Consider the following 25300-nt stretch of genomic DNA (forward strand, 5'->3'; position numbering starts at 1 on the left):
ATGCTCCTTAGCGCAGTGTCGCAACAGCGTTGCGAATACGAGAAATTGCTGCGCGCAGCACTTCATCTGACGTGGCTGTTGATAGTCTGAAAAATGGGGATAACCCGTAGGCGCTGCCGGGGACCGCAGCGACCCTTGCTTGATCAAGCAAAAACTGGGTCACGTCGGCGTCATTCGTGAGAGTTAAGCCATCTGTCGTGGTTTTTCCAATGATCCCAGCGCAATCAATATAGGCGTAAAACGCCCCATCAGGTCTATCCAATTCCAGCCCGTCGATGGCGTTTACCAATTGCACCACAAGATCGCGACGGCGTTCAAATGCAGCGCGAAACTGTGCGACCTCTTCTTGTGGTCCTGTCAACGCAGCAACCGTTGCGGCTTGGGCGATGGAACAGGCATTTGTTGTTGATTGGCTTTGAACGGTGGTCATACCTTTGATCAACTCTGCTGGTCCTGCACCATACCCAATGCGCCACCCTGTCATCGCATAGGCTTTGGCAACGCCATTGACGATCAAAGTGCGATTCCGCAAATCGGGGCATGCGTTTCCAAACGAAACGAAGTCCAGCCCGTCAAATAGAATGTGTTCGTAAATCTCATCAGATAGGATCAACAGATCAGGATGGGCTGCTAGCACTTTGCCTAACGCTTTGAGCTCATCGCGCGAATAAACAGCACCGGATGGATTGCCGGGCATATTGAGTATGAGCCATTTTGATTTAGGGGTTATCGCTGCAGATAGTGTCGCAGGCGTAAGTTTGAAACCATCCGCACGAGAGCATTCAACAACAACAGGTGTTCCACCCAGCATGAGAGCCATGTCAGGATAGGACACAAAATATGGCGCGGCCAATATGACTTCGTCGCCTGCTTCTAATGTGGCCATCAATGCGTTGAAGATGATTTGCTTTGCGCCGTTGGCGACGACGATTTCATCCGCCGCAAAAGTCAGGCCATTTTCGCGCTGAAACTTCTCTGCGACGGCTGCCTTGGTCGCTGGCGCTCCTCCGGTCGCGGTATAACGGGTGTCACCGGATAGCGCGGCTTGATGGGCGGCTTCGATGATATGTGCAGGTGTGTCAAAATCAGGTTCACCTAATCCCAGATCCGCAACATCTATTCCCTGCGCCACGAGGGCCTTGGCGGCTTGGCTTACGGCCATGGATGGGGATGGCTTTACGACAGCCATACGTTTTGCCAACATTGTCATTCTTTCTCACTCACGTAGCCTTTGAGCCGATCTTCGGCTTTTGCGGATTCACTGCGTTCCGAAGCCGGACCAAAGCCGCCTCCGCCGGGGGCCTTTAGAATAAGGCGCTTACCAGCCGGAACATGTTGCCAACCCTTGGGTCGTAATTTCGTGCCATCACAAAGTTCAACAACACCGGGCGCGCCTTCTTCTCCGCCATCACGGCCACGCGCAGGGTGATTAACCCGATCAAACATTGCAGAAAAATCAAATTCGTGACCTTCGGAAGGGGCAATTTCGATAATTTGCCCAAGCCCGCCGCGTGTGCGGCCCGCACCACCACTGTCGGGACGCAGTTCCTTTCGCCAAATTACGATGGGCCCTGTGTGCTCTGTCGCTTCGATTGGCATGGTGTGAACCCCGGACGGGAACGCTGTCGCAGCGAGGCCGTCCAAAGCAGGGCGCGCACCGGTTCCGCCTGAATTGAACATCAGCACTTCGGAGTTTTGCCCCGTCTTTCCGGCCTCAGGGCGTGCAGAAATATGGATATTCCAAAGTGCTGCAGCCCCTTCTGACATGATTTGTCCGGGCAAAGCTTGCGCCAATGCACCCAAAACCAGATCAGGGACCATGTGCCCCATGACATGACGCAATGAAACCGGTGCAGGTCGCTCTGCGTTCAGAATGTTAACCGGGGAATCCACGGTAAAGGGCTCTAGAGACGCAGAATTGTTTGGAATGTCAGGCGCGACCACGCATTTGACAGCATAGCAAGCATAGGCCTTTGAGTAGATCAGAGGGCAATTGATCCCCCATTTGCTGATGCCATCTGTACCGGCAAAATCAACGTTCACTTCATCGTTTTTGACAGACAGTGTGGTGGCCAGAGTGACGGGCGTATCGTAACCGTCGACAGTCATTTGGTTGGTCCAGACGCCTTTGGGCAATTTGGCGATACGTTCCAAGGTTGCGGTACGGGAGCGTGAGAAAATAAATTCCCCCAACTCGTCCAAACTCAACATATTGGTTTCGTCCATCATGTCGATCAGTCGACGATGGCCAACTTCGTTACAGGCGGCAAGAGAATAGAAATCCCCAACAACTTGGTTTGGTTCCCGGACATTGCTTCGTAGGATATTGATTAGGTCTTTGTTAACAACACCGCGTTCTGCGAACTTCATGATGGGAATTTGAATCCCTTCTTCGTAAACGGATTTTCCATCCGCGCCAAAGCCACGACCGCCAACATCGACAACATGTGCGGTGCAGGCAAAAAACGCGACCAGTTCACCGTTTTTGAATGAAGGGGCAACCATCGTAATGTCGTGCAGGTGGCCTGTCCCCTTCCAGGGGTCATTGGTGACGTAGCAGTCGCCTTCAAACATTTCTTCTTTGGGGATTTCACCGAGAAAGTGCAAAACGGCTTCGGCCATTGTGTTGACGTGTCCGGGTGTCCCTGTGACAGCTTGGGCCAGCATCAAACCCTGTGGGTTAAACACACCGGCTGATAAATCTCCTGCTTCTCGGACCGAGGTCGAAAAGGCCGTGCGAAGCAATGTCAGTGCTTGTTCTTCGACGACAGAAATCAATCTGTTCCACATCACTTGCATACGAATTTCAGACAATCCAGCCATTGCTTAGGCCTCCTTGCGTGTCAAAAGAATGGTTCCGTCTGCTTGCAATATGGCGTCAAACGGGGATGTGATAACTGTCGATGTTTCTTCTTCAACGATAACGGCTGGCCCGATAACGCAGTCCCCTGCCTTGAGTTGAGACCGCTCAACAATTTTGCTGTCGCACAGGCCGTCCGAACTCGGATCAAAGACAGCTCGTGTTTCCGAAACGGCCACCGCTGATCCTTTTGTCAACAAAGCTGCCGCGTTGGGTTTTTCGCGAATGTCGCTGGCCTTCATCGACCAAGTGACAATTTCGATTTCTAAACCGCCAAGCCCATCGATGGCACGCCCAAAGAAACGCGCATAGCTTTCGCTAAATCGATCCCCAATGAGCGTAATGTCTGATGCAACCAGTTTCCGATCTGGGATCGCAACGGGGATTTCCCAGCCCTGACCCTGATACCGCATGAAGGCGGTAATTTCCCGCTGGATTTCTCCGTCTGATCCGGCGCGCACAAAGCGCTCAGCGGTGTCGCGCAATCCGGCGAGCATGCTGTTAACATCGTCCACATCAAAGTCCGACAACCGCACAAGACGAGAAGCCAGGCCTTCGTACCCAAACGGTGCCTTAAGAAAACCAATAGCGGATCCGACACCGGCCCCTGGCGGAATAAGGCATTGATCAACGCCGAGTTTTTCACACAGTCGTGCTGCATGAAGCGGCGCCGCCCCGCCAAAGGCAATCATGATATTCTCGGAAATGTTTTTACCGTTTTCCACAGCATGGACGCGCGCAGCGTTTGCCATGTTTTCGTCAACCACTTCACAGATACCAAATGCGGCCTCAAGCGGTGTGAGCGATAGTTTACCGCCCACATCTTTTGCGATAGCGTTTGCTGCGGCGTCCTTGGACAAAGAAATCGCGCCATCAGCAAAATTATCTGGGTCAATCTTACCCAACATTACATCTGCATCGGTAATTGCCGGGCGTTCGCCGCCTCTGGCATAGCAGGCTGGGCCGGGTTCTGACGCGGCAGATTCTGGTCCAGTTTGAATTCGACCCATTGAATCGACCCAAGCGATAGACCCGCCACCTGCCCCAATTTCGATCATTTCGATTACAGGAATTGAAATTGGCATGCCCGATCCTTTGCAGAATCTATACGTGCGCGCGACCTCAAAGGTGCGGGCGGTTTGTGGTGTGAAATCTTCGATCAGGCAAATCTTTGCGGTTGTGCCGCCCATGTCGTAACTGACGACTTTTTCCAAACCAAAACGCGCGGCCACATCCGCGGCAAAAATTGCGCCACCAGCCGGGCCGGATTCAACCAATCGAACGGGAAATTCAATTGCTGTTTCAACGGAAATCAATCCGCCGCCGGAATGGATCATGAAAACAGGGCACTGCGCGCCTTCGTCTTTTAATCGCGATTGTAAGCGAACGAGGTAGTCTTCCATTTGTGGGCGGACATAGGCGTTTGCGCATACGGTATTGAAGCGTTCAAATTCGCGCATTTGTGGCGAAACTTCTGCTGAAATTGAGATAGGCAGCCCTGGTAATTTGGCGGCCAGTATGTCCCGTGCGCGTTCTTCGTGAATTGGGTTTTGATAAGAATGAATAAACCCAATTGCGACTGCACCAAAGCCGCCTTCGCGAATAATCTCCGCAAGTTCATTTAAGCGTGCTTCGTCGAGGGCTTGCAACTCGCGGCCTTGGGCATCCAATCGACCTGAAACAACAAAACGATCTTCGCGTGGGATCAAAGGCGCTGGTAACTTTAGGTTCAAATCATATTGTTCGAACCGGTTTTCAGTACGCATCTCGATAACATCACGAAACCCTTCGGTGGTGACCAATGCGGTTTTAGCCCCCCGCCGTTCGATCAACGCATTGGTTGCAAGTGTTGTACCATGGATAACAATGTCGATGTCAGAATACCCAATCCCAGCCTGTTGGGTGACGATTTCAATCCCATCCAAAATCGCCTGTTCCGGCTCTGCGTAGTTGGTTAGAACTTTGGTTGAAAAAATCTGGCCGCGTAGATCCAATGCGATATCGGTGAATGTCCCACCAATGTCTGCGCCCAAGCGAATATCTTGTGTGCTCATGCTGAGGTTCCTTTTGCCGCTGCGCGCATTTGGCTCAAAGTTTGGCGAGGCGTTAAGGCCTCTGGTGAAATGTTCAGTTCAAGAACCGCACCGGTTTTCGACGCAAGAGCGCGTTCAAACGCGGCTTCGAAATCCTCTGTCTTTGCAACGTATTCCGAGTGATATCCATAAGATTGTGCAAGCAAAACAAAGTCAGGATTTTCTAAACTGGTGCCCGAAACACGTTCTGGGTAATTGCGTTCTTGGTGCATCCGGATGGTGCCGTATATGCCGTTGTTGAGAATTAAGATGATGGGCTGTGCCCCCGCTTGCATAGCGGTTCCTAATTCCTGGCAGTTCATCTGAAAATCCCCGTCGCCGGCGAAACAAACGACCGTGCGTTCCGGGCAGGCTACCTTGGCGGCTATTGCGGCCGGAAGCCCATATCCCATAGCGCCAGATTGCGGCGCGAGAAGCCGCTGGTTCGGACCAAATTTGAAAAACTTATTTGGCCAAATCGTAAAGTTACCTGCGCCGTTGGTCAGAACTGAGTCTTGGGGCAAACGATCGCGCAAGAACTCAGTGACTTTTCCCATATCCACCGGGCTTGGAAGATCAGGTAATTCAAAAGCTGCCTCATAGTCTGCGCGTGCGCTCAGACGCCAATTGGCCCAATCGCCGTCTAACCTATGTGCTGCTAAAGCCATTGAAAAAGCATTGGGACCAGAATGGATTGCAAGGTCGGGTTGATAGACTTTGCCCAATTCGCGATCAGAGGTGTGAACGTGCAGCAATGTTTGTTTTGGGCATGGAACGTCAAACAGAGTGTATCCATCCGTGGTCATTTCTCCGAAACGAATATTGATCGCGAGAATGACATCTGCATTTTTGATTACGTTTTTTGTTGCCGGTGTCATGCCAACCCCAGCGTCACCGACATAGGTTAGAGAATGATTGTCGTATTGATCCTGAAACCTGAACGCGGCCAAGACTGGTATGTCGGAGGCCTCTGCAAAATTCTTTAACGCGGTAGAACCTGTGTCGGTCCAGCCGCTCCCACCCATCATGATCAATGGATGTTTTGCGCCTTTCAATGCCTTGAGAACCGCCCCTACAGTCTGCTCTGTAGGAGCGGCCTCATGTACAGACATCGGACCGCTGAGAGCGGGCACAGTCGTCACGTCTGTGAGCATATCTTCGGGCAATGCGATGACGACGGGTCCGGGTCGCCCAGTTGTGGCGGTGGCCCATGCGCGTCCTAATATTTCGGGAATGCGATCCACGTCGTCAATTTCGGTGGCCCATTTGGCCAATGTTCCATAGACGGCGCGATAATCCACTTCTTGAAAGGCTTCGCGCCCTTTCATATCTGTCCCGACCTGCCCCACAAACAACAGCATCGGCGCGCTGTCCTGCATAGCGGTGTGCACACCAATAGATGCGTTGGTTGCACCTGGCCCGCGTGTGACAAAACAAATGCCCGGCGTTCCGGTGAGTTTGCCATATGCCGCTGCCATAAACGCGGCGCCACCTTCGTTACGGCAGAGCGTGAAATCCAATGCGCCTTTTGTGTCATAAAGTGCGTCAAGAACCGCGAGATAGCTTTCCCCGGGAACCCCAAAGGAATGCCGAGCCCCGAGAGATTGCAAACATTCGACCAGAAGCGTTCCGCCATTTCGTGTTGTCATATCAGGACCTGTCATATTCAGTTTACGTACTTCAACCTACGCTCTGTGGTGTCTCGGGTCGGTGCAGAAAATCTTGGGATCGTTCAGAAATTCTGCACCAAGTCTGAAACACAGATTTAGATCAAACCATAATAAGGTTTACGCGCAAGCGTTTCGTGGACGTAGTTGATCATGGTGATAAAATCGAAAACGGGTAACCCGGTTGCGGCTTGCACTGCATGTGCATAAGGCGGCAGATCACTGCATTCGAGTAAGATCGCGCCAAGGTCGTCATGGTCGGCCTGAAGTTTACGGGCAACGTCTACGACCCCTTCGCGAATACCATCGTCATCCAGTTCACCAATATTGGCGATTATACCCTGCATGAATGCTTCTTTGGTTTCCATTCCGCCAATGGCCAAAGGAATATCTTTTCCAACGCCAGTTCCAGAAAAGTGCTCTGGTTTCAAACATGTGCTGTCGGCGGTGATAATGCCAACGCGCTTGCCTGTGATTTGGTGCACAAAGGGAATTTGCAGCAGGCTAGACGCAAAAACCGGGATATCAACAGCGGCGGCGATTTCTTTTTGAAACAACGCCATAAAACCACAGGCTCCGGTGATTGCCTTGACGCCTTCAGCTTGCAGTTTTTGTGCCGCTGCAATGAAGGGTTCAATCAATGTCGGATCAGCCTGATACAGCAATCGGTCTGCTGTCGCGCCTTCGACAACCGCATAACGCACAGGGAAATTGTAGGTTGTTGCGTTGGCCACATTGCCAGGCAAAAATGGGTAGTGGCAATCTAACACCAAAATGCCGATGGTTTCGCCTGCCCAGCTTTGGCTTTTTGTACGTGATTTATAAATCATGATCGCCCCTTAAGCGTAGATGTAACCGCCGGAGACGATGATGTTCTCTCCGGTCATATATGTATTTTTTGGGCCTCCGGCCATCATGACCCATTCCGCCATTTCGCGCGGCTCCCCACCGCGTCCCAATGGGCTTGCTGCGGCCAGCTCGCCTAAAAACCCGGCTTCTCGTGCTTTGTCTGTCGCCATGCCTGCGGGGGCGACGGAGTTCACCAAAATGTTGTCTGGCGCCACTTCATGCGCAAAGCTCTTAGTGAGGCTTACAACTGCTGCTTTGGTTGCGGCGTAGTGGGCGTTCTGAGGGTGGGCTTTGAAAGCATCAACGGATGTGATGTTAACGATGCGGCCTTTGACAACGCCATCCGTTTCTTGGGCGCGAAACTGTTTGATCGCGGCAACACACATGTGAAACGTGCCTTTGATATTCACTGCATTTGAGGCGTCCCAATCGGCGTCCGTGATATCCAGCATTGATTTGCGAGGATAAATTGCCGCCGAATTTATCACGGTATCTACTCGGCCCAGTTCTGCCGCGATCTGAGCAAAGGCGGTGTGCGCGGCGTCGGATGTACGGATGTCACACGCCGCGAAAGCCGTTTTCAAACCCGCTGCGCGCGCAGAGGAGAGTGCGGTTTCGGCGGCCTTTTCGTTCACATCAATGATCCCAATCGCAGACGCTCCGTTTTCGACCGCCATATCCGCCAGCAACAGGCCAAGTCCGGCACCGCCACCAACGACAACAACTGATAATCCATCCATTTCAGGTATCCTTTTTTGCAAACCCGCCGCCGCCAACAAATTGGGCGGTGGGCAGTATATCAAACCGGGTGACGTCCACGTGCACAGGCATATTGAGAACGGACAACAACATCTCAGCCACGTCTTCTGGCTGTACGGCGTCAAACGCTTCGTACATGTCTGAACGGGCCCGATCACTGAGAACATCACGATACAGCGCGGTTTCAACACGCCCTGCGACGATTTCTGTGACGCGTACTTTGCTCCCGGATAAATCGCATCGTAAAGCGCTGGCAAAGCTGGAAATCGCCGCCTTTGATGCCCCGTAAACCGCCATATTTGGGAAAGGGCCCTGCCCCGCAGTGGATCCAATGAAAAAGAGATGCCCGCGTTTTCGTGCTGCCATACCCGGAAGGATCATCCGCGTTGTGGCGATCGCCGCAGACAGGTTTACCTCAAGCGTTGTATCAATGTCTGATTGCGCCATGTCACAGAACCCAGTGACCGGGGGCATAACGCCGGCGTTGTTTACCAACACATCTATGGTTTCGCCGTCTAACGCTGTTTCCAAAGCCTCGCGGTCTGTTAAGTCGAGCGCTAGCGGGCGTACACCCGCATGTGTCTGCATTTTCTCAAGCGTTGCGGCACTGCGTCCAAGGGCGATTACTTCGTACCCTTTGTCGGCCAAAGCATAGGTAATGGCACGCCCAATTCCGCTAGTTGCACCTGTAACGAGCGCGAGAGGTTTCTTAGAATTCATGCTTTGACTACTTTCAAAAGACGGGCTTCAACCACGCTTACGGCTCGGGTGAGTGGAAAACCAATTGCAAAATAAATCAGCGCCACAACGGTAAGTATTTCAATAGGCCGTGCAACATTATTGGCGATATTTTGTCCGACATACATCAAATCAGCCATGCCTACGGCCGACACGAGTGCGCTTTCTTTGAACAAAGACACAACATTGGACAAAAGGTTGGGAATGGCGCGCAGAACCGCCTGAGGTAAAACAACGAAAATCGTTTGGACCCCTCTGGGAAGCCCAAGTGCCGTGCAAGCGTCAAACTGGCTGCTTTCGATAGACTTTAAAGCAGCGCGAAAACTCTCGGATATGATCGCTCCGCTATAAAGCGAGAGGGCGATAACGGCTGACGCAAACCCGGATAGATCAATCCCCAAAAAGAGAGGAAGGCAAAAGAACACCCAAAAGAGCTGCACAAGCACTGGGGTCCCGCGGAAAAATTCGACATACAGTGTCGATGCCCAATATATCACATGGTTTTCAGACGTCCGGCCAAGGCTAAGCACAAAGCCCCAGATCAACCCTAGAAGCGCCGCAAGGCCAACAAATTGAAGTGTGGTGCTAAGCCCCTGTAGCAATACGCCTGAGTAACTTAGCAAAAATGAGAAATCGAGTTCCATCATCCCCTCCTTAGTTTGCCAGCAGACGCTTTGTGCGCCGCTCTATGTAGCTAACGGCTTGCGAGACTGGAAAAGACACAGCAAAATAAATCAGAGCTACAGTTGTCAGGGTTTCGATCGGACGGAAGGTCTGGGTCGAAATATAACGTCCTTGATACATCAAATCTTCAACAGAGATGAGCGCAACCAAGGCCGATTGTTGGAAAATGCCTATCCCATTTGTGATCAAAACGGGCAGTGCGAGGATCAAGGCTTGGGGCAATATGACATGAATAATGCGTTGAAAGGCATTTAGCCCTAAGGCAACGCTCGCATCTGAATGGGAATGTGGAATTGCCTGAATTGCAGCGCGGTAGGCTTCTGCGTTAAAGGCCGCCAGATTCAGCCCTAAGGCCAAAATACCCATAAAATATCCGCTCCACCAAACATTGAATATGATCGGAACACAGAAGAAAAACCAAACCAGTTGGATCAATGCAGGTGTGCAACGAAAAAATTCTATGTAGATGGTCAACGGCCATGTGATCAGTTTGATTTTTGACATCATGCCGAGCGCGACGAGAAAACCAAAGACCAGCCCAATGGCATTGGCCCAAAGCGTTAATTGAAGCGTTACCAGCAGCCCATCAAAAAGATCCGGAAGGCTTTTTTGGACGTAGAACCAGTTGAATTCATAATTCATGGCATCACCCGTTTATGTGAAGCACATTGCGTAAAAAGTCGCGGGTGCGTTCTTGTTGAGGGTTTCCAAAAAGTTCATCCGGTGCCGCGGCTTCGATAACCTTTCCGCGTTCTTGGAATACGACCTTCGTTGCGATGTTTCTGGCAAAATGCATGTCATGCGTCACGATCATCATAGGCATCCCCGCATTTGCCAAATCCTGCATGGTGTTTTCGACTTCGTTCACCAGTTCTGGGTCAAGGGCTGAAGTTACCTCATCAAACAGCATAAGTTTTGGATCGAGCATCAGCGCCCGCGCAATTGCGACACGCTGCTTTTGTCCACCCGAGAGCTGACTGGGATAAAAATCCGCGCGATCTGCCAATCCGAACCGCTGCAATAATTCCATTGCCTTATCGCGAGCGATGGCCTTTTTCATACCCCGCGAACGCGTTGGAGCGAGACACAAATTACCCAACACCGAAAGGTGGGGGAACAACGTATAGTGTTGAAACACCATGCCGACGTCTTTTTGGATTTTTGCGTCGATCCGCATTTTTCCGGCTTCGGCACCTTCTATGTACTCTTTTCCACCGAGAGAAATCTGGCCACCTGCAATATCTTCTAACCCCATCATACAGCGTAACAGCGTTGATTTTCCGCATCCGGATGGGCCGATAAGTACCAAACGATCTGTTGCCTCCATTTTGAGGTCAAATCCCTCAAAAATAGACAATGCTCCGTAGCGTTTGACCAATCCGTTGATCTCAACAAAGGCCATATCACCCCCCTATCCATAATCTGGCTTAGAAATGCTGCCCAGACTTTGCCGGGCAGCACGTGAAACCAAATTATTCGGCTGTCATTTCATCTACTGCGGCTTCGTACAGGCGTTGGATATTGCCAGTTGCGACCTGCTCTTCGAGGTAAATGTCCAACACTTGAACATCCTCGAGTGACACAGAGTTGCGCAGACCGAATGCGATACCTTGGCGCGCAATTGCGGGCTCTGGTAGAACTTGGGCAGCCCACTCTTGGTTCTGGCGAATTGTGATGCGGTGAATGTCGCTGTCTGTCGCAAAGACATCGGCGCGGCGTGAAATAACCGCCAAACGTCCTTCGTTCGCGCCGTCCATACGGATAATATTCGCGTGTTCAATCTGTGGGGTGATCGACAAATCGCCAGCCGCGCCAGCCATAACAGCGATAGTCATGCCTTCGGTGTCAAAATCAGCAAGCGTTGTCATGTCTGCGGAAATTTTAGGATTGTTTGTGTCGTATAGAAGGCCAATCTCGTAGCTCCAGATTGGAATAGAGAAATTGATCGCCAATGCACGCTGCGGGTTGCGGTTCAGACCGCTGGAGATATCCCATCTTCCGGCTTGTAGACCTGCAACCATGTTGCCCCAAGTGGTTTCGACAACCTCAACTTCGACGTCAATCGCGCCAGCGAACCCTTCCATTACATCGAGGAAGTAACCCGACCATTCACCCGTCAACGGATCGCGCACCATAAGCGGCGGTGCTTCAGCAACGCCGACACGCAAAGTTCCACGTTCTTGAACATCGGTCCAAAGTGTTTCGCGTTCTTGGGACTGCGCCGGAACAGCCAGCGCAGCGACTGCAACAGATGCCGAAGCCGCCAGTACTTTCATCTTGGTAATAATGGACATGAGGTTCCTCCCTTATGTGATTTTCTGATCAGGGTCGACTTGGATTGCGACGAGATCAGCTGGGGAAACTCTGGACCGCGTCACGCGCGTAAAACATCAAGAAATGCGGACCTTTGGTAAATTATTCTTGCGATTGCGTTGCGGTTAAAATCACGCCTGGGTTGAGTTGTGATTGGGGATCCAATGCAAATTTGATCTTTTGCATCATCTGGCGTTCAGAAGCGTCACGTAACTGATCTGCAAAATGGACTTTTGTCCGACCCAAGCCGTGCTCAGCGGCAAAACTGCCGCCAATTTGCTCCGCTGCTTCGTAGATACATAATGAAAGCGCTGCTTTATGATCCCCGAATTCACCCTGCTTCTCAGGTGGACTGAGGTTGTAGTGAATATTGCCGTCGCCGAGGTGACCGAAAGGGTTGATGCGCACGCCCGGCAAAATAGCATCTAGCCGCGGTGCCATATCCATGATGAACCGCCCAACTGATGCGACTGGAACCGCTATATCATGTTTGATTTGCGGCCCCTCTCTGCGCTGTCCTTCGGGGATTTCTTCGCGTATTTTCCACATAGCCGCACGTTGCGCATCATTTGCAGCAATGGTTCCATCGGTGATCAGAGAGGCTTCAAATGCATCGCTTAATGCGGTCTCCATCATCTGCGCCAAATCCACCCCAGGCGCTGACGTAGACAGTTCCAACAAAATGTAAGCGGGTGCGTGGTTTTCCAATGGAAACTTAATTCCATCAACGTGGTTCAAAACCATGGCTAGGCCGTCGTCAGCAAAAAACTCCAGCGCTGAAATGAACTCCCCAAAACTATGGCGCAAACGGGCACCGACGCGCACCATCGCTTCGAGATCAGGGATGGCCAGTAGGGCCGTCTCGCGCGCAACAGGTGCCGGATGTAATCGCAAGGCTGCGCGCGTTATTATGCCAAGCGTGCCCTCTGCCCCGCAAAACAGGCGGCGCAGTTGATACCCGGCGTTATCCTTTACCAGTGGCCGCAATCCGTTCCAAATTTGGCCATTGGGTAATACCACCTCAAGCCCAAGAACCAAATCCTGCATCATACCATAGCGCAGCGCATGGCTCCCGCCTGCGTTGGTGGAAATAAGTCCGCCAATTTGCGCGGACCCTTCGGCCCCTAAATGCATTGGAAAAGCCAGGTTATCTTCTTGTACGCGTTCGTGCAGGGCTGCCAGAACCACACCTGCTTCGACAACTGCGCTAAAGGCTAAGGGATCAACCGAGGTAGCTTTGTTCATACGGTTGAGTGATATAATAATGTGCCCGGGCATTTCAGGCACAGCACCTGCACATAGGCTTGTGTTACCACCCTGCGGGATCACGGGAACACCTGCCTCATGGGCCAGTTTCAAAACAGAAGAAACTTCGGCCGTTGAACATGGTCGCGCCACACCAAGCGACTGATGAGACTGCATTTTTAACCAATCGGTTTCGTAGCTTTCTTTATCGCTGCTCAACCATCCTTTTGGGCCCAGTAGTTTGGCCAATTCATTCTGCAACGTCATTGTTTCACCCTGCGAAAGTATAGGCCGTTTTTAGGGAAGTGTAGAATTCTACGGCATAGCGACCCTGTTCCCGAGAACCGAATGATGATCCTTTTCTACCGCCAAAGGGTACGTGATAATCCACGCCTGCAGTTGGTAGGTTTACCATCACCATACCTGCTTCAGAGGATCGTTTGAAGTTTCGCGCATGCCGCAATGAAGTTGTGCAGATTCCAGAGCTGAGCCCAAAGTTGGTGTCATTGGCTAAGGCCAAAGCGTGTTCAAACCCATCTGCCTTGATGACGCTCGCGCAGGGGCCAAATATTTCTTCACGGCTTGAGCGCATGCTGTTTGTCGCGTTCAAGAATAACGCAGGAGATTGAAAAAAACCGGGCTGATCGAGATGTTTTCCACCTACGATTTCGGCGCCTTCGCTTTGGGCCAGTTCAACATATCCCATATTGTTTCGCAGTTGGCCTTCGGACACTACAGGCCCAATTTGGGTTGTGCTATCCAATGGATTACCGAGAACAAGGTCGTTCATCGCCGTCTGCATTCGTTCGACAAAGGTGTCGTGAATATTCGCCTCTACAATCAGCCGAGAGGACGCAGTGCAGCGCTGCCCCGTGGAGTAAAAGGCGCCATTGATACATGCTGGAACAGCAACATCCAGATCGGCGTCGCCCATAACGACCATCGGGTTCTTGCCACCCATTTCCAGTTGGACCTTTTTGCGAAGGCGTGCGCAACCGTCGGCAATTCTTTGACCGACACCTTCGGACCCCGTGAACGAAATTGCTGCAACGTTTGGATGATTGACCATCGCATCACCGATTACGGACCCCGGCCCCATAACCAAATTGAAGACACCGGGGGGACACCCCGCTTCGTGTAAGATTTCAGCCATGATATGGGCGCAGGCTGGGGTTTGCTCTGCTGGCTTTAACACAACAGTATTGCCATAAGCCAAAGCAGGCGCAGTTTTCCACGCAGGTATGGCAATTGGGAAATTCCAGGGCGTGATAAGCCCAACCACACCCAGCGGTTCACGCGTGACTTCGACATCAACCCCACTGCGGATAGAGGCAATGGAATCCCCAGCAAGGCGCAGCGCTTCGCCTGCGAAAAACTTAAACAGATGCCCCGCCCGTATCGTTTCACCCATCGCTTCAGCGAGAGTTTTACCTTCCTCTCGGCTGAGGATGCGGCCAATTTCAGTATGCCGTGACAGAATGATCTGCCCGGCCCGATCTAAGATATCAGCACGGAATTGCGGCGATGCATCAGCCCAGTCGGGAAAAGCTACAGCAGCTGCGGACACGGCATCGTTTACATCGCTTGCGGTACCGCGCGTGTATATCCCAACAATATCTTCAGGGTTGGCGGGATTTCGATTTTCAATCTCCGAGGATCCAGAAACCCACTCTCCCGCAATGAGATTTAATTTGGCCATCTGTCGCTCCTGTCTTGGTTCACGACTGAGTATGGCGAATTCGTTGGGTAAGGGACGCGAAGAAATTCTATGAAATGGAAACAACTCCTTTCGTAAGACGATGGTGATGCCAAGGCATCGTTTTGTTCTCAGGGCGGCACATCAGAGTGAGGTGGGAACTAATGGGCGAGGTCTGGGTGATTTTCGAACAACTTAAGTGATTGCGGATTGGCCAACCCCGAAGAATTGCGGAGAGGTTGACCATTGACGATGTCCCTAACGGCGAGTTCGGCAACCTTGCCAGATTTAGTATGAGGGATTTCAGCCACTTTGATGATTTTTGCAGGAACGTGCCGTGGGGACGCATTTTTGCGGATTTGGGATTTGATCTGCATAATCAGGGTGTCGTCTAATTCGACATGTTCAGGTGTTGTGACAAACAGGACAACCCGCACATCATTGTCAAAACTTTGACCGACGACGACGGCATCAAGAACGTGTTCGATTTTGTCGAGTTGGCGATAAATTTCAGCGGTACCAATGCGTACACCTCCAGGGTTCAAGGTCGCGTCGGACCGTCCCAAAACAACAAAGCCATCGTGCTCAGTCTGAATGGTGAAATCCCCTTGGCGCCAGATGTTCGGGTAGGTTTCAAAATAGCTCGCTTTGTAGCGTGTGTGGTTCGGATCATTCAAAAACCGGGTGGGCATAGATGGATGGGCGTTGCGGCATACAAGTTCACCAGCGGTGTGTGTGATTTGCTGGCCCTCTTCGTTTAGTGTTGCGATATCAAGACCAAGGGTCGCGCATTGAATTTCTCCGCGATAGACGGGGCGTGTTGGACAGCCCCCTACGAAAGCGCCTAAAATGTCTGTACCGCCGCAGATTGATGCGAGTTGTACGTCGCTTTTCCAATCTGAATATACATGCTCAAACCCATCAGGAGACAGGGGTGACCCTGTTGACAACACCACGCGCAGTTTTGGCAATGCGTGGGTTTTTACAGGTTGGTTGGCCCGCTTTAACGACGCGTCAATAAACTTTGCAGAGACCCCTAGATGGGTAGCTTTCTCTGTATCTACGATATCAAAGAGACGGCTGATGTTAGGATACATAGGGCTGCCGTCAAAGAGAATGATCGTTGCCTCAGATGCCAATGCCGCAATCAACCAGTTCCACATCATCCAATTGCACGTTGTGTAATACAGTATTCGGTCGCCTGCGCGTATGTCGCTGTGCAGTTGATGTTCGGTGAGCAACCGCAGTAATGTTCCACCGCCTGAGTGCTCGATACACTTGGGTTTTCCCGTGGTTCCAGATGAAAACATGATATACAGCGGATCGCGAAACCCCATCGGTTCGCACTGCAGTTCGGTAACGTCATTTTTGAGAAAACTGTTATAGTTTACCATACCTTGAGGTAAGTTTTCAGCTGCTTGAGCATAGCCCCAAACGATCGTTTTACGAATGGACGGTATTCTGGCAGCAACCTCGGCGATGGTGTGTCGGGTATTAAACTGTTTGCCGTTAAAAAAATATCCATCCGCGGCGAACATAATCTTTGGCGCAATTTGACCAAAACGGTCCACGACCACATCTGGCCCGCTTTCCGGAGCGCAAGACGACCATATAGCCCCTATCGCTGCTGTCGCCAGCATGGCAGCTACGGTTTGGGGCATATTGGGTACATAACCGACAACGTGGTCGCCTTTACTTATCCCTTCTGCTCGAAGGGCGGCGGCTATGGCTGTTACCTCTTGTTTTAGGCGTGCTCGACTCCAAACTAAACGATGGCCGTCTTCGCCATGAAAAACCACCGCATCCCGATCATCAGGGTTTTTCAGAAAGCTATCGACGACATTTAACTGGGCATTTGGGAAAAATTGAATCTCCAGGGGGTCAGGTGCTGCAACATAAGCTGTGTCGCCTTTGGAACCTCTGAGCCCGCAGAAATCCCATGCGAGTGACCAAAATTCTCCCGGAGCATTGATAGACCAACGATGCAGTTCTTTGTAGCTATCGAGGGCCAAGCCGGTCTCTTCACGTGCCCGTTTTTGGAAGCCAGCCAGCAATGTTTGTTCACGTTCTGCAGGTTCCGGCTGCCAGAGGGGCTCGGGTTTTGTCATGATGATATCCCACGTTGAAAAGTGCGCCGAGGCAAAGAGAACCTCTCCAGTATCCGATAGCGTTAGCGTGTCGCCGTTATTGACAGCTATACATTAATCGCCATATTTTTTACAAATGTCGCCAAAATCTTCTCAACATTTCGAATTTCTCTTGTTTGATGGCTTTTCCAATATGGTTTTAGCCAATGCACTGGAACCCCTACGCGATGTCGGGTTGCGTCTGAAACAGGGGGAGGTATCCTGGAGTCTCTCGACCATTGGCGGTGCGACTGTTCGCAGTTCAAGCGGTATCCAAGTCACGCCAGATAGTGCATTTGATGAAGCAGCGCAGCCGCGAAATCTGGTTTTGGTCGCTGGGTATCAAGTGCGCGATTTGAATAAGCCGGAACTTTTGGCAAGGCTGCGCCGCGCAGTTCGCAGCGCAAATTTGGTGTTGGCGCTTGACGCTGCCCCTTGGATATTAGGCGCTGCGGGCATTCTCGATGGGCATACAGCAACGATCCATTGGCAAGAATTGGACGAGTTTGAAGAAGCCTTCCCTCAAATTCACGTGTCCACCGCCAGATATGTGCGTTCCGGTCGAATCCTAAGTTGCGGCGGGGCGAGCACCGCGCTGGACATGATGTTGGATCTAATCGGTGAATTGTTTGGCATTATTGCTGCCTTTGATGCGTCGACAATGTTCGTATACGACCCGCTACATCAAAATGAGCAGGGGCGCGGGGCGCAACGACTGCGGGAAAAGGGCTCCCCCAAGGTGCTGATGGCGTTGAACGTTATGGCTGAGAACATCGAAGTCCCTTTGACAACCTTTGAATTAGCCGATCGGGTATCCCTATCTGAACGCACGCTAAACCGAACCTTTATGCAAGAGCTCGGAATAACACCGGGAAAATACTACAAGATGTTTCGCCTGCAACGCGCGCGTTATCTGGCAGAAGAAACGCGGCTAAGTTCCGAACAGATCGCGCTACGGTGCGGTTTTTCTTCGGTGTCTTCTTTGGGGCGATCTTTTACAAAATCTTTTGGATTGTCTATTCGCGATATTCGCTCGGTGGATACGTCGTTGACCGGGGGGCAAAAGCTAGGCCGAGGATTTTCTAAAGTCGCGGGGCGTTTGTGAAAATTCTGATTTGAATGCACGAGTCATGGCACTGGCATTGTCATAACCACACCTGCAGGCAATTTCTGTTACGGGTAAGTCACTATCGATCACCAGTTTGCGCGCTAGGTTCAGCCGCAAGCGTCGATAGACAGTTTGGGGCGTTGTACCTAATTCTGCATGCGTTTTGCTTTCTAGTGTTTTTTGTGTGCAGCCCACCTGCTTTGCGACCTGCCCTATCGCTAGCGGCTTTTCCAAATTGGCCTGCATGATGGCGACGGCGCGATCGACCAAACGGGCGCTGGTGCGGGAGGGCGTCGTGTGTGAGCGCGCCGAATCTCGAGTCATAAACAATTGCGCAACCTCCAACCCCAACAGTGGCCCATGCGTTGCGATGATCAAATGCATGATCAAGTCAAATGCAGCCATCGCGCCCGAACACGTGATCCGGTCACGGTCAATCAGAAAACGTTCCCTGTGAACCTCAACTTCTGGAAACTCTTCTGAGAAGTTTGTCAGCTCTTCCCAGTGAATGGTGGCCTTATATCCATCTAACAACCCGGCTTGGGCCAGCAACCAGCTGCCGGTGTCTAACCCAGCAAGATATTGATAACGCTTTGCTGAGGCACGTAGTAATCGCGTGTTTTGCCATCCTTGATGCGCGCGGAAGTCATACGATGGCATCAGAACCAACGTCGTGCCCTGCCCGTCATTCAATGCACCATGCGGAGCCACCTGAAGCCCGCTTGAGCTTTGAACGGGCTGCCCGTCTACCGTTAGGTATCGCCAATTATAATGTGCTTTGCCCGAAATCATGTTTACGGCACGCAAAGGTTCAACCGTATTTGCCAAGCAGTGGTTCGAGAAATGGTCAAACAGAAGAATATCGAAATCCGGGCCTGTACTGTGCATTTTGTGCGAACTCCGCATGGTTTGTGGCCAATTTTGCACGCCAGTGTTGGAAAATACCAGATTTTATTTCCGGAACCAGCTAATGAGGAGCATGCGAAATGCATTTCGGCCTGTCAGAAGAACAAGAGATGATCGTCTCGACCGTCCGCAGTTTTGTGGAAAAGGAAATTTACCCCCACGAGGCCGAAGTCGAACGCACGGGCCAGGTTCCTCACGAATTGGGCCAAGAGATCAAACAGAAATGTATCGATCTGGGTTTTTACGCCTGTAACTTCCCCGAAGAAGTTGGCGCAGCGGGTCTAAGCCATGTGGATTTTACGCTGGTTGAACGTGAGCTGGGCCGTGGCTCTATGGCGTTGACGCATTTCTTTGGACGCCCCCAGAACATCTTGATGGCATGTAACGAAGATCAGCGCGAACGCTATCTATTGCCTGCGGTACGTGGCGAACGGATGGATGCATTAGCAATGACCGAGCCGGACGCCGGTTCTGACGTGCGCGGCATGCGCTGCCAAGCGGTGCGCGATGGCGGCGATTGGGTGGTCAATGGATCAAAACACTTCATTTCCGGTGCAGAGCATGCTGACTTCTTTATTGTCTTTATAGCCACAGGCGAAGATGACACCCCGAAAGGTCCGAAAAAACGGATCACGACTTTTCTCGTAGATCGTGGAACACCGGGCTTTGATGTTCGCGAAGGCTATAACTCGGTCAGCCATAAGGGATACAAAAACTATATCCTTAGCTTTGATGACTGCCGGCTGCCGGACGCGCAGGTCCTAGGCGAAGTTGATGGCGGCTTTGCTGTGATGAACGAATGGTTGTATGCCACCCGCCTGACGGTTGCAGCATTTTCCGTGGGCCGGGCGCGGCGGTGTTTTGACTATGCGTTGAATTACTCTGCCGAACGCAAACAATTCGGCCAAGCCATTGGAAAATTCCAAGGTGTGAGCTTTCAAATCGCTGATATGATTACCGAGATTGACGCAGCGGATTGGCTGACATTGGCGGCCGCATGGCGTTTGGATCAAGAGCTGCCAGCAAACCGAGAAATTGCATCAGCTAAGCTCTATGCCTCTGAGGCACTGGCACGTGTGACAGATACCACATTGCAGATATTTGGGGGCATGGGATTGATGGATGATTTCCCGATAGAACGGTTCTGGCGCGACGCGCGGGTCGAACGAATTTGGGACGGCACATCAGAAATTCAACGTCATATTATTTCTCGGGATCTTCTGCGCCCTCTAGGTGCCTAAGATCATATCTCGGCGGTTGGGTCACATCGGCAAACATGAGATTTCGCTCTCAATCATGTTGTCGTGCCTGCCGCCGGGTCAATGCCATTTTTCTCGCGCGGATCAATCATGACCCACTCACTTAATCGTCTTTTCCGACCTGCTTCCATTGCCGTGATTGGCGGGGGTGCGTGGTGCCAACAAATCATCCATCAATCCGAACGGATGGGCTTTGATGGCGAAATCTGGCCCGTTCATCCAAAGTCAGATGTGATCGCAGGCTACCCCGTCTTCAAATCTTTGGAGGATTTGCCGAATGCCCCTGATGCCGTGTTTATCGGCATCAATCGACATGCGACAATTGAAACCGTGCAAGCACTGTCGAACATGGGCGCAGGAGGTGCCGTCTGTTTTGCCAGTGGCTTTTCCGAAGCGCTGGCGGAAGATCAATCAGGTGATGATTTACAAAATCAGTTGGTTGCAGCGGCGGGTGATATGCCGATTCTGGGACCAAACTGTTATGGCTTTGTAAACGCCTTGGATGGCGCTTTGTTGTGGCCAGATCAGCATGGTTGCACGCGTGTTGAATCTGGTGTCGCTATTCTGACGCAAAGTTCGAACATATCGATCAATATGACGATGCAAAAGCGCGGGTTGCCCATTGCTTATATGGTGGCCTGCGGAAACATGGCGCAAACCTCTCAGGCGCAGATTGCAGCGGGTCTGCTGGATGACCCACGTGTAACGGCAATTGGGCTTCATGTAGAGGGTTTCAAAGACCTGCGCGATTGGGAAGCATTGGCGGCCAAGGCACATGCAAAGGGTATTCCGCTTGCGGTGTTGAAAGTGGGTGCATCAGAACAGGCACAACAAGCAACGGTGTCCCACACCGCATCTTTGGCAGGCAGTGACGCCGGGGCTCAGGCATTTTTGGATCGTTTGGGTATTCCGCGTCTAAAGGCGTTGCCCGACCTCTTGGAAACCTTGAAGCTGTTTCATTGTTATGGACCTCTGCCCAACGGTCAGATTGCTTCAATTAGTTGCTCGGGTGGCGAAGCCAGCCTCATTGCCGATATGTCGGTAGATACTGGTTTGGATTTTCCACCGCTTACAGATCGACAAAAGGGTGTGCTGCGCGAGGCACTTGGCCCGATGGTCGCGCTAAATAATCCGCTAGATTACCACACCTACATTTGGCGGGATCAGGATGCGATGGCGCGCGCATGGTCCGGCATGACGGGTGATGGAATTGCGATGACGTTTTCCATTGTGGATTACCCGACAACAGACGCGTCGGATTGGATCTGTGCAACGGGCGCGGCGTTAAAGGTACGGGCAGACACGGGTGCGCGATTTGGTGTTGTAGCAACTTTACCCGAACTTTTACCAGAAGATGTTGCCGCAGAGTTGATGGCGGGCGGTGTTGTGCCATTCTTTGGTCTACGCGAAGCGCTATCAGCGACCGAAGCGGCCTCTATTTTGCGTGCTCCAGCTGATGCTCCGCTTTGTCTGCCGGGTGAATTAGCCCCGACGCAAACCATTAGTGAAGCAGAGTCTAAAGAAGCACTGCGCAAGCACGGGCTCGTGGTGCCGCAAAATAGATCCGTTAGTGGCAACGATCAAATCGCCCAAGCTGCCGCAGAATTACATCCACCCTTTGCGATTAAAGGTGTCGGCTTGGCGCATAAGTCGGAACACGAAGCGGTGCGTTTGGAAATTGCTCCTGAGGATGCGGTTCGCGTGGCCTCGGAAATTGGCACATCGGACGTTCTGATCGAAGAAATGATCACAGGAACGGTTGCCGAATTACTGGTCGGCGTTATTCGTGACCCCGCGCATGGTTATGTCCTGACGCTTGGTGCAGGCGGTGTGCTGACTGAGGTATTGCGTGACACTACATCGCTTTTGTTGCCGGTCACCCCTGACGATATTCGCGCTGCGTTGGCCAAGTTAAAGGTTGCACCGTTGTTAGCTGGTTACCGTGGTAAACCTGCGGCAAACCTAGATACAATTGTAGTCGCGATCGAAGCTGTGCAGAGCTATGTATTGGAAAATGCAGATACTGTCAGCGAAGTCGAAATCAACCCTCTTTTGTGCACCCCCAATCGGGCGGTCGCAGTCGATGCTCTTATCAGAAAGGCCTAATCGATGACATCACCGGTAACAACCAAACGCGATGGCACTATTCTAGAGGTGACCTTAAATCGCCCCAAAGCGAACGCCATTGATCTGACCACCAGCCGGATCATGGGTGAAATTTTCCGCGATTTTCGCGACGATCCAGAATTGAGGGTCGCCATTTTAACTGGCGCTGGCGAAAAATTCTTTTGCCCAGGATGGGACTTAAAGGCCGCGGCTGACGGTGATGCTGTGGATGGCGATTATGGCGTTGGTGGCTTTGGCGGTCTTCAAGAACTGCGTGATATGAATAAGCCCGTGATCGCAGCCGTGAACGGCATCGCATGTGGTGGTGGGCTGGAGCTGGCGATATCCGCAGATATTATCCTAGCTGCTGAACATGCTACGTTTGCTTTGCCAGAAATTCGTTCTGGCACGGTCGCGGATGCCGCTTCTGTCAAATTGCCTAAACGTATTCCTTATCATATCGCGATGGAGCTTTTGCTCACTGGGCGTTGGTTCGATGCAGATGAGGCCAATCGCTGGGGGCTTGTGAACGAAATCGTGCCTGCCGATCAATTGTTAGATCGCGCATGGGATCTGGCACGCTTATTGGCGAGTGGCCCGCCATTGGTATACGCCGCGATCAAAGAAGTGGTGCGCGATGCCGAAGACAGCAAGTTCCAAGACGCGATGAACCGCATTACCAAAAGCCAGCTACCGACTGTTGAAAAACTGTACCGCTCCGAGGACCAGCTCGAAGGAGCAAAAGCCTTTGCCGAAAAACGCGACCCAGTCTGGAAAGGCAAATAAAGCGCAGTTCTGTTAGATATAATGCACGGCCCCAAATAGAGTGTGTTTCTCATTTGGGGTCGGACTTATCAGCACAGCTGCAGATATCTTGGATAAAAAGTTCGACGGCGCGGCGGTGGGCCTTACTTTGGCGGGACGCAAGGTAAAACGTAGAGGTCCAGCGTAGATCGTCACTATTCAATTCGCGAAAAATACCCTTATCAACCCAACTCTGGGCAAAATGCTTGGGCAATGCACCTAAATAGTGCCCACTTTCGATTAGCATAGCCATGGCTTCCATATTTGCCACAACAACCTGTGCCTTTGATTTTGCCAAATCAGTAGACGCCATCATATCATATGAGCGTTGGCAAAGCGGGTATGAAGACAAAATGCCAGCATCAATTTCTTCTGCGGGCAAGTTAAAGAGCGGGTGCTGATCGCTACAGTACAGCCTATGCGCCTCTTTGCAAACTTCGGTATAAGATAGATCGGGCAGTTGATGGCGGAACGGCGCAATGGCGACATGGACTTCCCCTGAAATCAGCCGCTGGGTCAGATCCGTCGGTGAGGCGATGACAAGCTCTAACTGAACTTCGTTGGGCCGTGCCAAAAATTTCTGAAGCGCGGCAACCAAGGGTAAACCCGGTAGACTGCTAACTGCATCAACTACGCCTATACGCAAATCACCGGTGATCGCATTTCGTAACTCTAACAACTCTGCGTCAAAATCACGGGCAGACAGTAAAATGTCACGGGCTTTGCGGTACGCGATTTCGCCCCGTTCGGTAAGGCGAAAGCCCCCGCGCCCACGTTCACAGACCCGATAGCCAAGCCCCGTTTCCAGGTCACGTATACGGATACTAATGGCCGATTGAGTAATCCCCAGCGCGAACTGTGCATCAGAGAAACCACCGCATTCCACAACGGTTACAAACGTTTCAAGCAGTGTATTTCTGAGTAGTTTCAATTGTCTTTGCCTTCAATTGCGCAACTATATTACTTACATGAATTTTTGTTATGTGAAAATAAGCAAGTTAATATTTTTTCATGCAATATTGCATGCTGTTCTTTTCATGATCGAATCTAATTGGGATCATGGGAGGATACCAAATGACCATCACTTTGAAACATCTGAGAACGACGGCCGCCGCCGCGCTGCTAAGTTTTGCGCCTGTTGCCGCTTTTGCTGAAGACTGGAAATTCGCGATCGAAGAGATTCCAGGCTCTATCATGGACGCTTACGCGCAAGAATTTAAATCCCGGATCGAAACGGCCACCAATGGGGATGTTACGGTGACTGTCTATCCAATGGGAACGCTTGGCACGCCCACAGAAACCGTTGAACAAGCCGCAGACGGCGTCATCAACTTTACCAACGTATCAATTGGTAACCTCGGCACAATTGTACCTGAAAGCCAGGTTTTCCTTCTGCCCTATCTCTTGCCATCTGACGCGGCTGTCATTTCTGACATTCTCAGCTCTTCTGAAACTATCTATGGCCCACTGAACGAAGATTTCCGCACACGTGGTCTTGAGATCATGACGATGTATTCGGAAGGCCCGCAGGTTTGGACCACAAACCGTGAAATTCGTACGCCGGAAGATTTTGAAAACTTCAAAATGCGTGTGATGGTGTCGCCGATTTTGGTTGAGACATATAACAACATGGGTGCTAGCCCCACACCGCTTCCATTTGGAGAAGTCTTTGGTGCACTTCAACTGGGTGCGATTGATGGGCAAGTGAACCCAATTCCAACCATTGAAGAAATGAAGTTCTATGAAGTGACCAGTCATTTGATCTGGGCCGGAGAACAAGAGTTGGTCACAACCGTGGTGGCCGGATCAGATTGGTTTGAAACACTTTCACCAGAACGTCAGGAATTGGTGCGCACCACTATGTCGGACATGACCGGTTTTATTGATGGTGTTGTGACCGATTTCAATCAGGAACGCCTTGATATCATTCAAGAAGCAAAACCTGACGTGAGCTTGGTGGTTTTGACAGAAGAAGAGCGCGATGTATTCCGCGCACGTAGCGCCGACACCGCGGCCGCATATGTGGAAACCGCCGGTGCACGCGGTCAGGAACTGCTGGATGCGTTGAACGCAGAACTCGCTGGTAACTGATCCCGAAATAGTCCCGC

At 51.6% G+C, this 25300-nt stretch carries 21 protein-coding genes; 5 read left to right on the plus strand and 16 right to left on the minus strand.

Annotated features, from left to right (window positions below; all coding sequences use genetic code 11):
- Window positions 1–7 precede the first annotated feature (7 nt).
- The 14 genes from G9C99_RS14965 to G9C99_RS15030 form a co-directional block, all read right to left on the minus strand.
- A complete protein-coding gene (locus G9C99_RS14965; RefSeq protein WP_166418331.1) occupies window positions 8–1210 on the minus strand; it encodes a pyridoxal phosphate-dependent aminotransferase in 1203 nt (400 codons plus the stop codon).
- Complete coding sequence (locus tag G9C99_RS14970; RefSeq protein ID WP_166418332.1) at window positions 1207–2823, minus strand: hydantoinase B/oxoprolinase family protein; 1617 nt, start codon at window positions 2821–2823, stop codon at window positions 1207–1209. The genes G9C99_RS14965 and G9C99_RS14970 overlap by 4 nt, the downstream gene beginning before the upstream one ends.
- Before the next feature lie 3 nt (window positions 2824–2826).
- Window positions 2827–4914 carry a hydantoinase/oxoprolinase family protein gene (locus tag G9C99_RS14975; protein WP_166418333.1) on the minus strand — a complete coding sequence of 696 codons (2088 nt, stop codon included), beginning with the start codon at window positions 4912–4914 and terminating at the stop codon, window positions 2827–2829.
- Window positions 4911–6581, minus strand: coding sequence for a thiamine pyrophosphate-binding protein (locus G9C99_RS14980; protein ID WP_166418334.1), 1671 nt, complete (start codon window positions 6579–6581; stop codon window positions 4911–4913). Before G9C99_RS14980 ends, G9C99_RS14975 begins: the two co-directional genes overlap by 4 nt.
- A gap of 116 nt (window positions 6582–6697) precedes the next feature.
- Window positions 6698–7429: an aspartate/glutamate racemase family protein gene (locus G9C99_RS14985; RefSeq protein WP_166418335.1), complete on the minus strand. Its 732-nt coding sequence runs from the start codon at window positions 7427–7429 to the stop codon at window positions 6698–6700.
- Window positions 7430–7438: 9 nt separating this feature from the next.
- Entirely contained in the window at window positions 7439–8188 is a 750-nt protein-coding gene (locus G9C99_RS14990; RefSeq protein ID WP_166418336.1) for an SDR family NAD(P)-dependent oxidoreductase, read from the minus strand.
- Window position 8189: 1 nt separating this feature from the next.
- Window positions 8190–8927: an SDR family oxidoreductase gene (locus tag G9C99_RS14995; protein ID WP_166418337.1), complete on the minus strand. Its 738-nt coding sequence runs from the start codon at window positions 8925–8927 to the stop codon at window positions 8190–8192.
- Window positions 8924–9589: an amino acid ABC transporter permease gene (locus G9C99_RS15000; RefSeq protein WP_166418338.1), complete on the minus strand. Its 666-nt coding sequence runs from the start codon at window positions 9587–9589 to the stop codon at window positions 8924–8926. The genes G9C99_RS14995 and G9C99_RS15000 overlap by 4 nt, the downstream gene beginning before the upstream one ends.
- 10 nt (window positions 9590–9599) lie before the next feature.
- Window positions 9600–10271 (minus strand): amino acid ABC transporter permease, encoded by a 672-nt coding sequence (locus G9C99_RS15005; protein WP_166418339.1) that lies wholly within the window; start codon window positions 10269–10271, stop codon window positions 9600–9602.
- A gap of 4 nt (window positions 10272–10275) precedes the next feature.
- Window positions 10276–11031 (minus strand): amino acid ABC transporter ATP-binding protein, encoded by a 756-nt coding sequence (locus G9C99_RS15010; RefSeq protein WP_166418340.1) that lies wholly within the window; start codon window positions 11029–11031, stop codon window positions 10276–10278.
- A gap of 70 nt (window positions 11032–11101) precedes the next feature.
- The gene (locus G9C99_RS15015) at window positions 11102–11923 is read right to left on the minus strand and encodes a substrate-binding periplasmic protein (RefSeq protein ID WP_166418341.1); all 822 of its coding nucleotides are present in this window, start codon (window positions 11921–11923) and stop codon (window positions 11102–11104) included.
- 121 nt (window positions 11924–12044) lie between these two features.
- Complete coding sequence (locus G9C99_RS15020; protein WP_166418342.1) at window positions 12045–13454, minus strand: FAD-binding oxidoreductase; 1410 nt, start codon at window positions 13452–13454, stop codon at window positions 12045–12047.
- A 4-nt stretch (window positions 13455–13458) separates the two neighbouring features.
- Window positions 13459–14886 (minus strand): aldehyde dehydrogenase family protein, encoded by a 1428-nt coding sequence (locus tag G9C99_RS15025; RefSeq protein WP_166418343.1) that lies wholly within the window; start codon window positions 14884–14886, stop codon window positions 13459–13461.
- A gap of 158 nt (window positions 14887–15044) precedes the next feature.
- Window positions 15045–16991, minus strand: a complete 1947-nt coding sequence (locus G9C99_RS15030) for an acetoacetate--CoA ligase (RefSeq protein WP_166418344.1) — start codon at window positions 16989–16991, stop codon at window positions 15045–15047.
- A gap of 115 nt (window positions 16992–17106) precedes the next feature.
- On the opposite strand from G9C99_RS15030, the gene G9C99_RS15035 reads away from it, so the two are divergent.
- Window positions 17107–18114, plus strand: coding sequence for a GlxA family transcriptional regulator (locus G9C99_RS15035; protein WP_166418345.1), 1008 nt, complete (start codon window positions 17107–17109; stop codon window positions 18112–18114).
- Here G9C99_RS15035 and G9C99_RS15040 read toward each other — a convergent pair.
- The gene (locus tag G9C99_RS15040; protein ID WP_231704090.1) at window positions 18076–19005 is read right to left on the minus strand and encodes a GlxA family transcriptional regulator; all 930 of its coding nucleotides are present in this window, start codon (window positions 19003–19005) and stop codon (window positions 18076–18078) included. The two genes, G9C99_RS15035 and G9C99_RS15040, sit on opposite strands and share 39 nt — an antisense overlap.
- A 98-nt stretch (window positions 19006–19103) precedes the next feature.
- Here G9C99_RS15040 and G9C99_RS15045 point away from each other — a divergent pair, with 98 nt between their 5' ends.
- From G9C99_RS15045 to G9C99_RS15055, 3 genes are all read left to right on the plus strand, one after another.
- A complete protein-coding gene (locus G9C99_RS15045; protein ID WP_166418347.1) occupies window positions 19104–20264 on the plus strand; it encodes an acyl-CoA dehydrogenase family protein in 1161 nt (386 codons plus the stop codon).
- A 108-nt stretch (window positions 20265–20372) separates the two neighbouring features.
- Window positions 20373–22388: an acetate--CoA ligase family protein gene (locus G9C99_RS15050; RefSeq protein WP_166418348.1), complete on the plus strand. Its 2016-nt coding sequence runs from the start codon at window positions 20373–20375 to the stop codon at window positions 22386–22388.
- A gap of 3 nt (window positions 22389–22391) precedes the next feature.
- Entirely contained in the window at window positions 22392–23174 is a 783-nt protein-coding gene (locus G9C99_RS15055; protein WP_166418349.1) for a carnitinyl-CoA dehydratase, read from the plus strand.
- A 49-nt stretch (window positions 23175–23223) separates the two neighbouring features.
- Here G9C99_RS15055 and G9C99_RS15060 read toward each other — a convergent pair whose 3' ends face one another.
- Entirely contained in the window at window positions 23224–24123 is a 900-nt protein-coding gene (locus tag G9C99_RS15060; RefSeq protein WP_166418350.1) for a LysR family transcriptional regulator, read from the minus strand.
- 143 nt (window positions 24124–24266) lie between these two features.
- Between G9C99_RS15060 and G9C99_RS15065 the strand changes: the two genes are divergently transcribed.
- Window positions 24267–25283 carry a TRAP transporter substrate-binding protein gene (locus G9C99_RS15065; RefSeq protein ID WP_166418351.1) on the plus strand — a complete coding sequence of 339 codons (1017 nt, stop codon included), beginning with the start codon at window positions 24267–24269 and terminating at the stop codon, window positions 25281–25283.
- The last annotated feature ends 17 nt before the right edge of the window (window positions 25284–25300 follow it).

Source organism: Cochlodiniinecator piscidefendens (assembly GCF_011326755.1).
GTDB lineage: Bacteria > Pseudomonadota > Alphaproteobacteria > Rhodobacterales > Rhodobacteraceae > Cochlodiniinecator > Cochlodiniinecator piscidefendens.

What these genes read in the sequence shown, in the direction of transcription:
- G9C99_RS14965 (WP_166418331.1), bottom strand. Translation starts at nt 1,210, where the DNA reads ATGACAATGTTGGCAAAACGTATGGCTGTCGTAAAGCCATCCCCATCC.
- G9C99_RS14970 (WP_166418332.1), bottom strand. Translation starts at nt 2,823, where the DNA reads ATGGCTGGATTGTCTGAAATTCGTATGCAAGTGATGTGGAACAGATTG.
- G9C99_RS14975 (WP_166418333.1), bottom strand. Translation starts at nt 4,914, where the DNA reads ATGAGCACACAAGATATTCGCTTGGGCGCAGACATTGGTGGGACATTC.
- G9C99_RS14980 (WP_166418334.1), bottom strand. Translation starts at nt 6,581, where the DNA reads ATGACAACACGAAATGGCGGAACGCTTCTGGTCGAATGTTTGCAATCT.
- G9C99_RS14985 (WP_166418335.1), bottom strand. Translation starts at nt 7,429, where the DNA reads ATGATTTATAAATCACGTACAAAAAGCCAAAGCTGGGCAGGCGAAACC.
- G9C99_RS14990 (WP_166418336.1), bottom strand. Translation starts at nt 8,188, where the DNA reads ATGGATGGATTATCAGTTGTTGTCGTTGGTGGCGGTGCCGGACTTGGC.
- G9C99_RS14995 (WP_166418337.1), bottom strand. Translation starts at nt 8,927, where the DNA reads ATGAATTCTAAGAAACCTCTCGCGCTCGTTACAGGTGCAACTAGCGGA.
- G9C99_RS15000 (WP_166418338.1), bottom strand. Translation starts at nt 9,589, where the DNA reads ATGGAACTCGATTTCTCATTTTTGCTAAGTTACTCAGGCGTATTGCTA.
- G9C99_RS15005 (WP_166418339.1), bottom strand. Translation starts at nt 10,271, where the DNA reads ATGAATTATGAATTCAACTGGTTCTACGTCCAAAAAAGCCTTCCGGAT.
- G9C99_RS15010 (WP_166418340.1), bottom strand. Translation starts at nt 11,031, where the DNA reads ATGGCCTTTGTTGAGATCAACGGATTGGTCAAACGCTACGGAGCATTG.
- G9C99_RS15015 (WP_166418341.1), bottom strand. Translation starts at nt 11,923, where the DNA reads ATGTCCATTATTACCAAGATGAAAGTACTGGCGGCTTCGGCATCTGTT.
- G9C99_RS15020 (WP_166418342.1), bottom strand. Translation starts at nt 13,454, where the DNA reads ATGACGTTGCAGAATGAATTGGCCAAACTACTGGGCCCAAAAGGATGG.
- G9C99_RS15025 (WP_166418343.1), bottom strand. Translation starts at nt 14,886, where the DNA reads ATGGCCAAATTAAATCTCATTGCGGGAGAGTGGGTTTCTGGATCCTCG.
- G9C99_RS15030 (WP_166418344.1), bottom strand. Translation starts at nt 16,991, where the DNA reads ATGACAAAACCCGAGCCCCTCTGGCAGCCGGAACCTGCAGAACGTGAA.
- G9C99_RS15035 (WP_166418345.1), top strand. Translation starts at nt 17,107, where the DNA reads ATGTCGCCAAAATCTTCTCAACATTTCGAATTTCTCTTGTTTGATGGC.
- G9C99_RS15040 (WP_231704090.1), bottom strand. Translation starts at nt 19,005, where the DNA reads ATGCACAGTACAGGCCCGGATTTCGATATTCTTCTGTTTGACCATTTC.
- G9C99_RS15045 (WP_166418347.1), top strand. Translation starts at nt 19,104, where the DNA reads ATGCATTTCGGCCTGTCAGAAGAACAAGAGATGATCGTCTCGACCGTC.
- G9C99_RS15050 (WP_166418348.1), top strand. Translation starts at nt 20,373, where the DNA reads ATGACCCACTCACTTAATCGTCTTTTCCGACCTGCTTCCATTGCCGTG.
- G9C99_RS15055 (WP_166418349.1), top strand. Translation starts at nt 22,392, where the DNA reads ATGACATCACCGGTAACAACCAAACGCGATGGCACTATTCTAGAGGTG.
- G9C99_RS15065 (WP_166418351.1), top strand. Translation starts at nt 24,267, where the DNA reads ATGACCATCACTTTGAAACATCTGAGAACGACGGCCGCCGCCGCGCTG.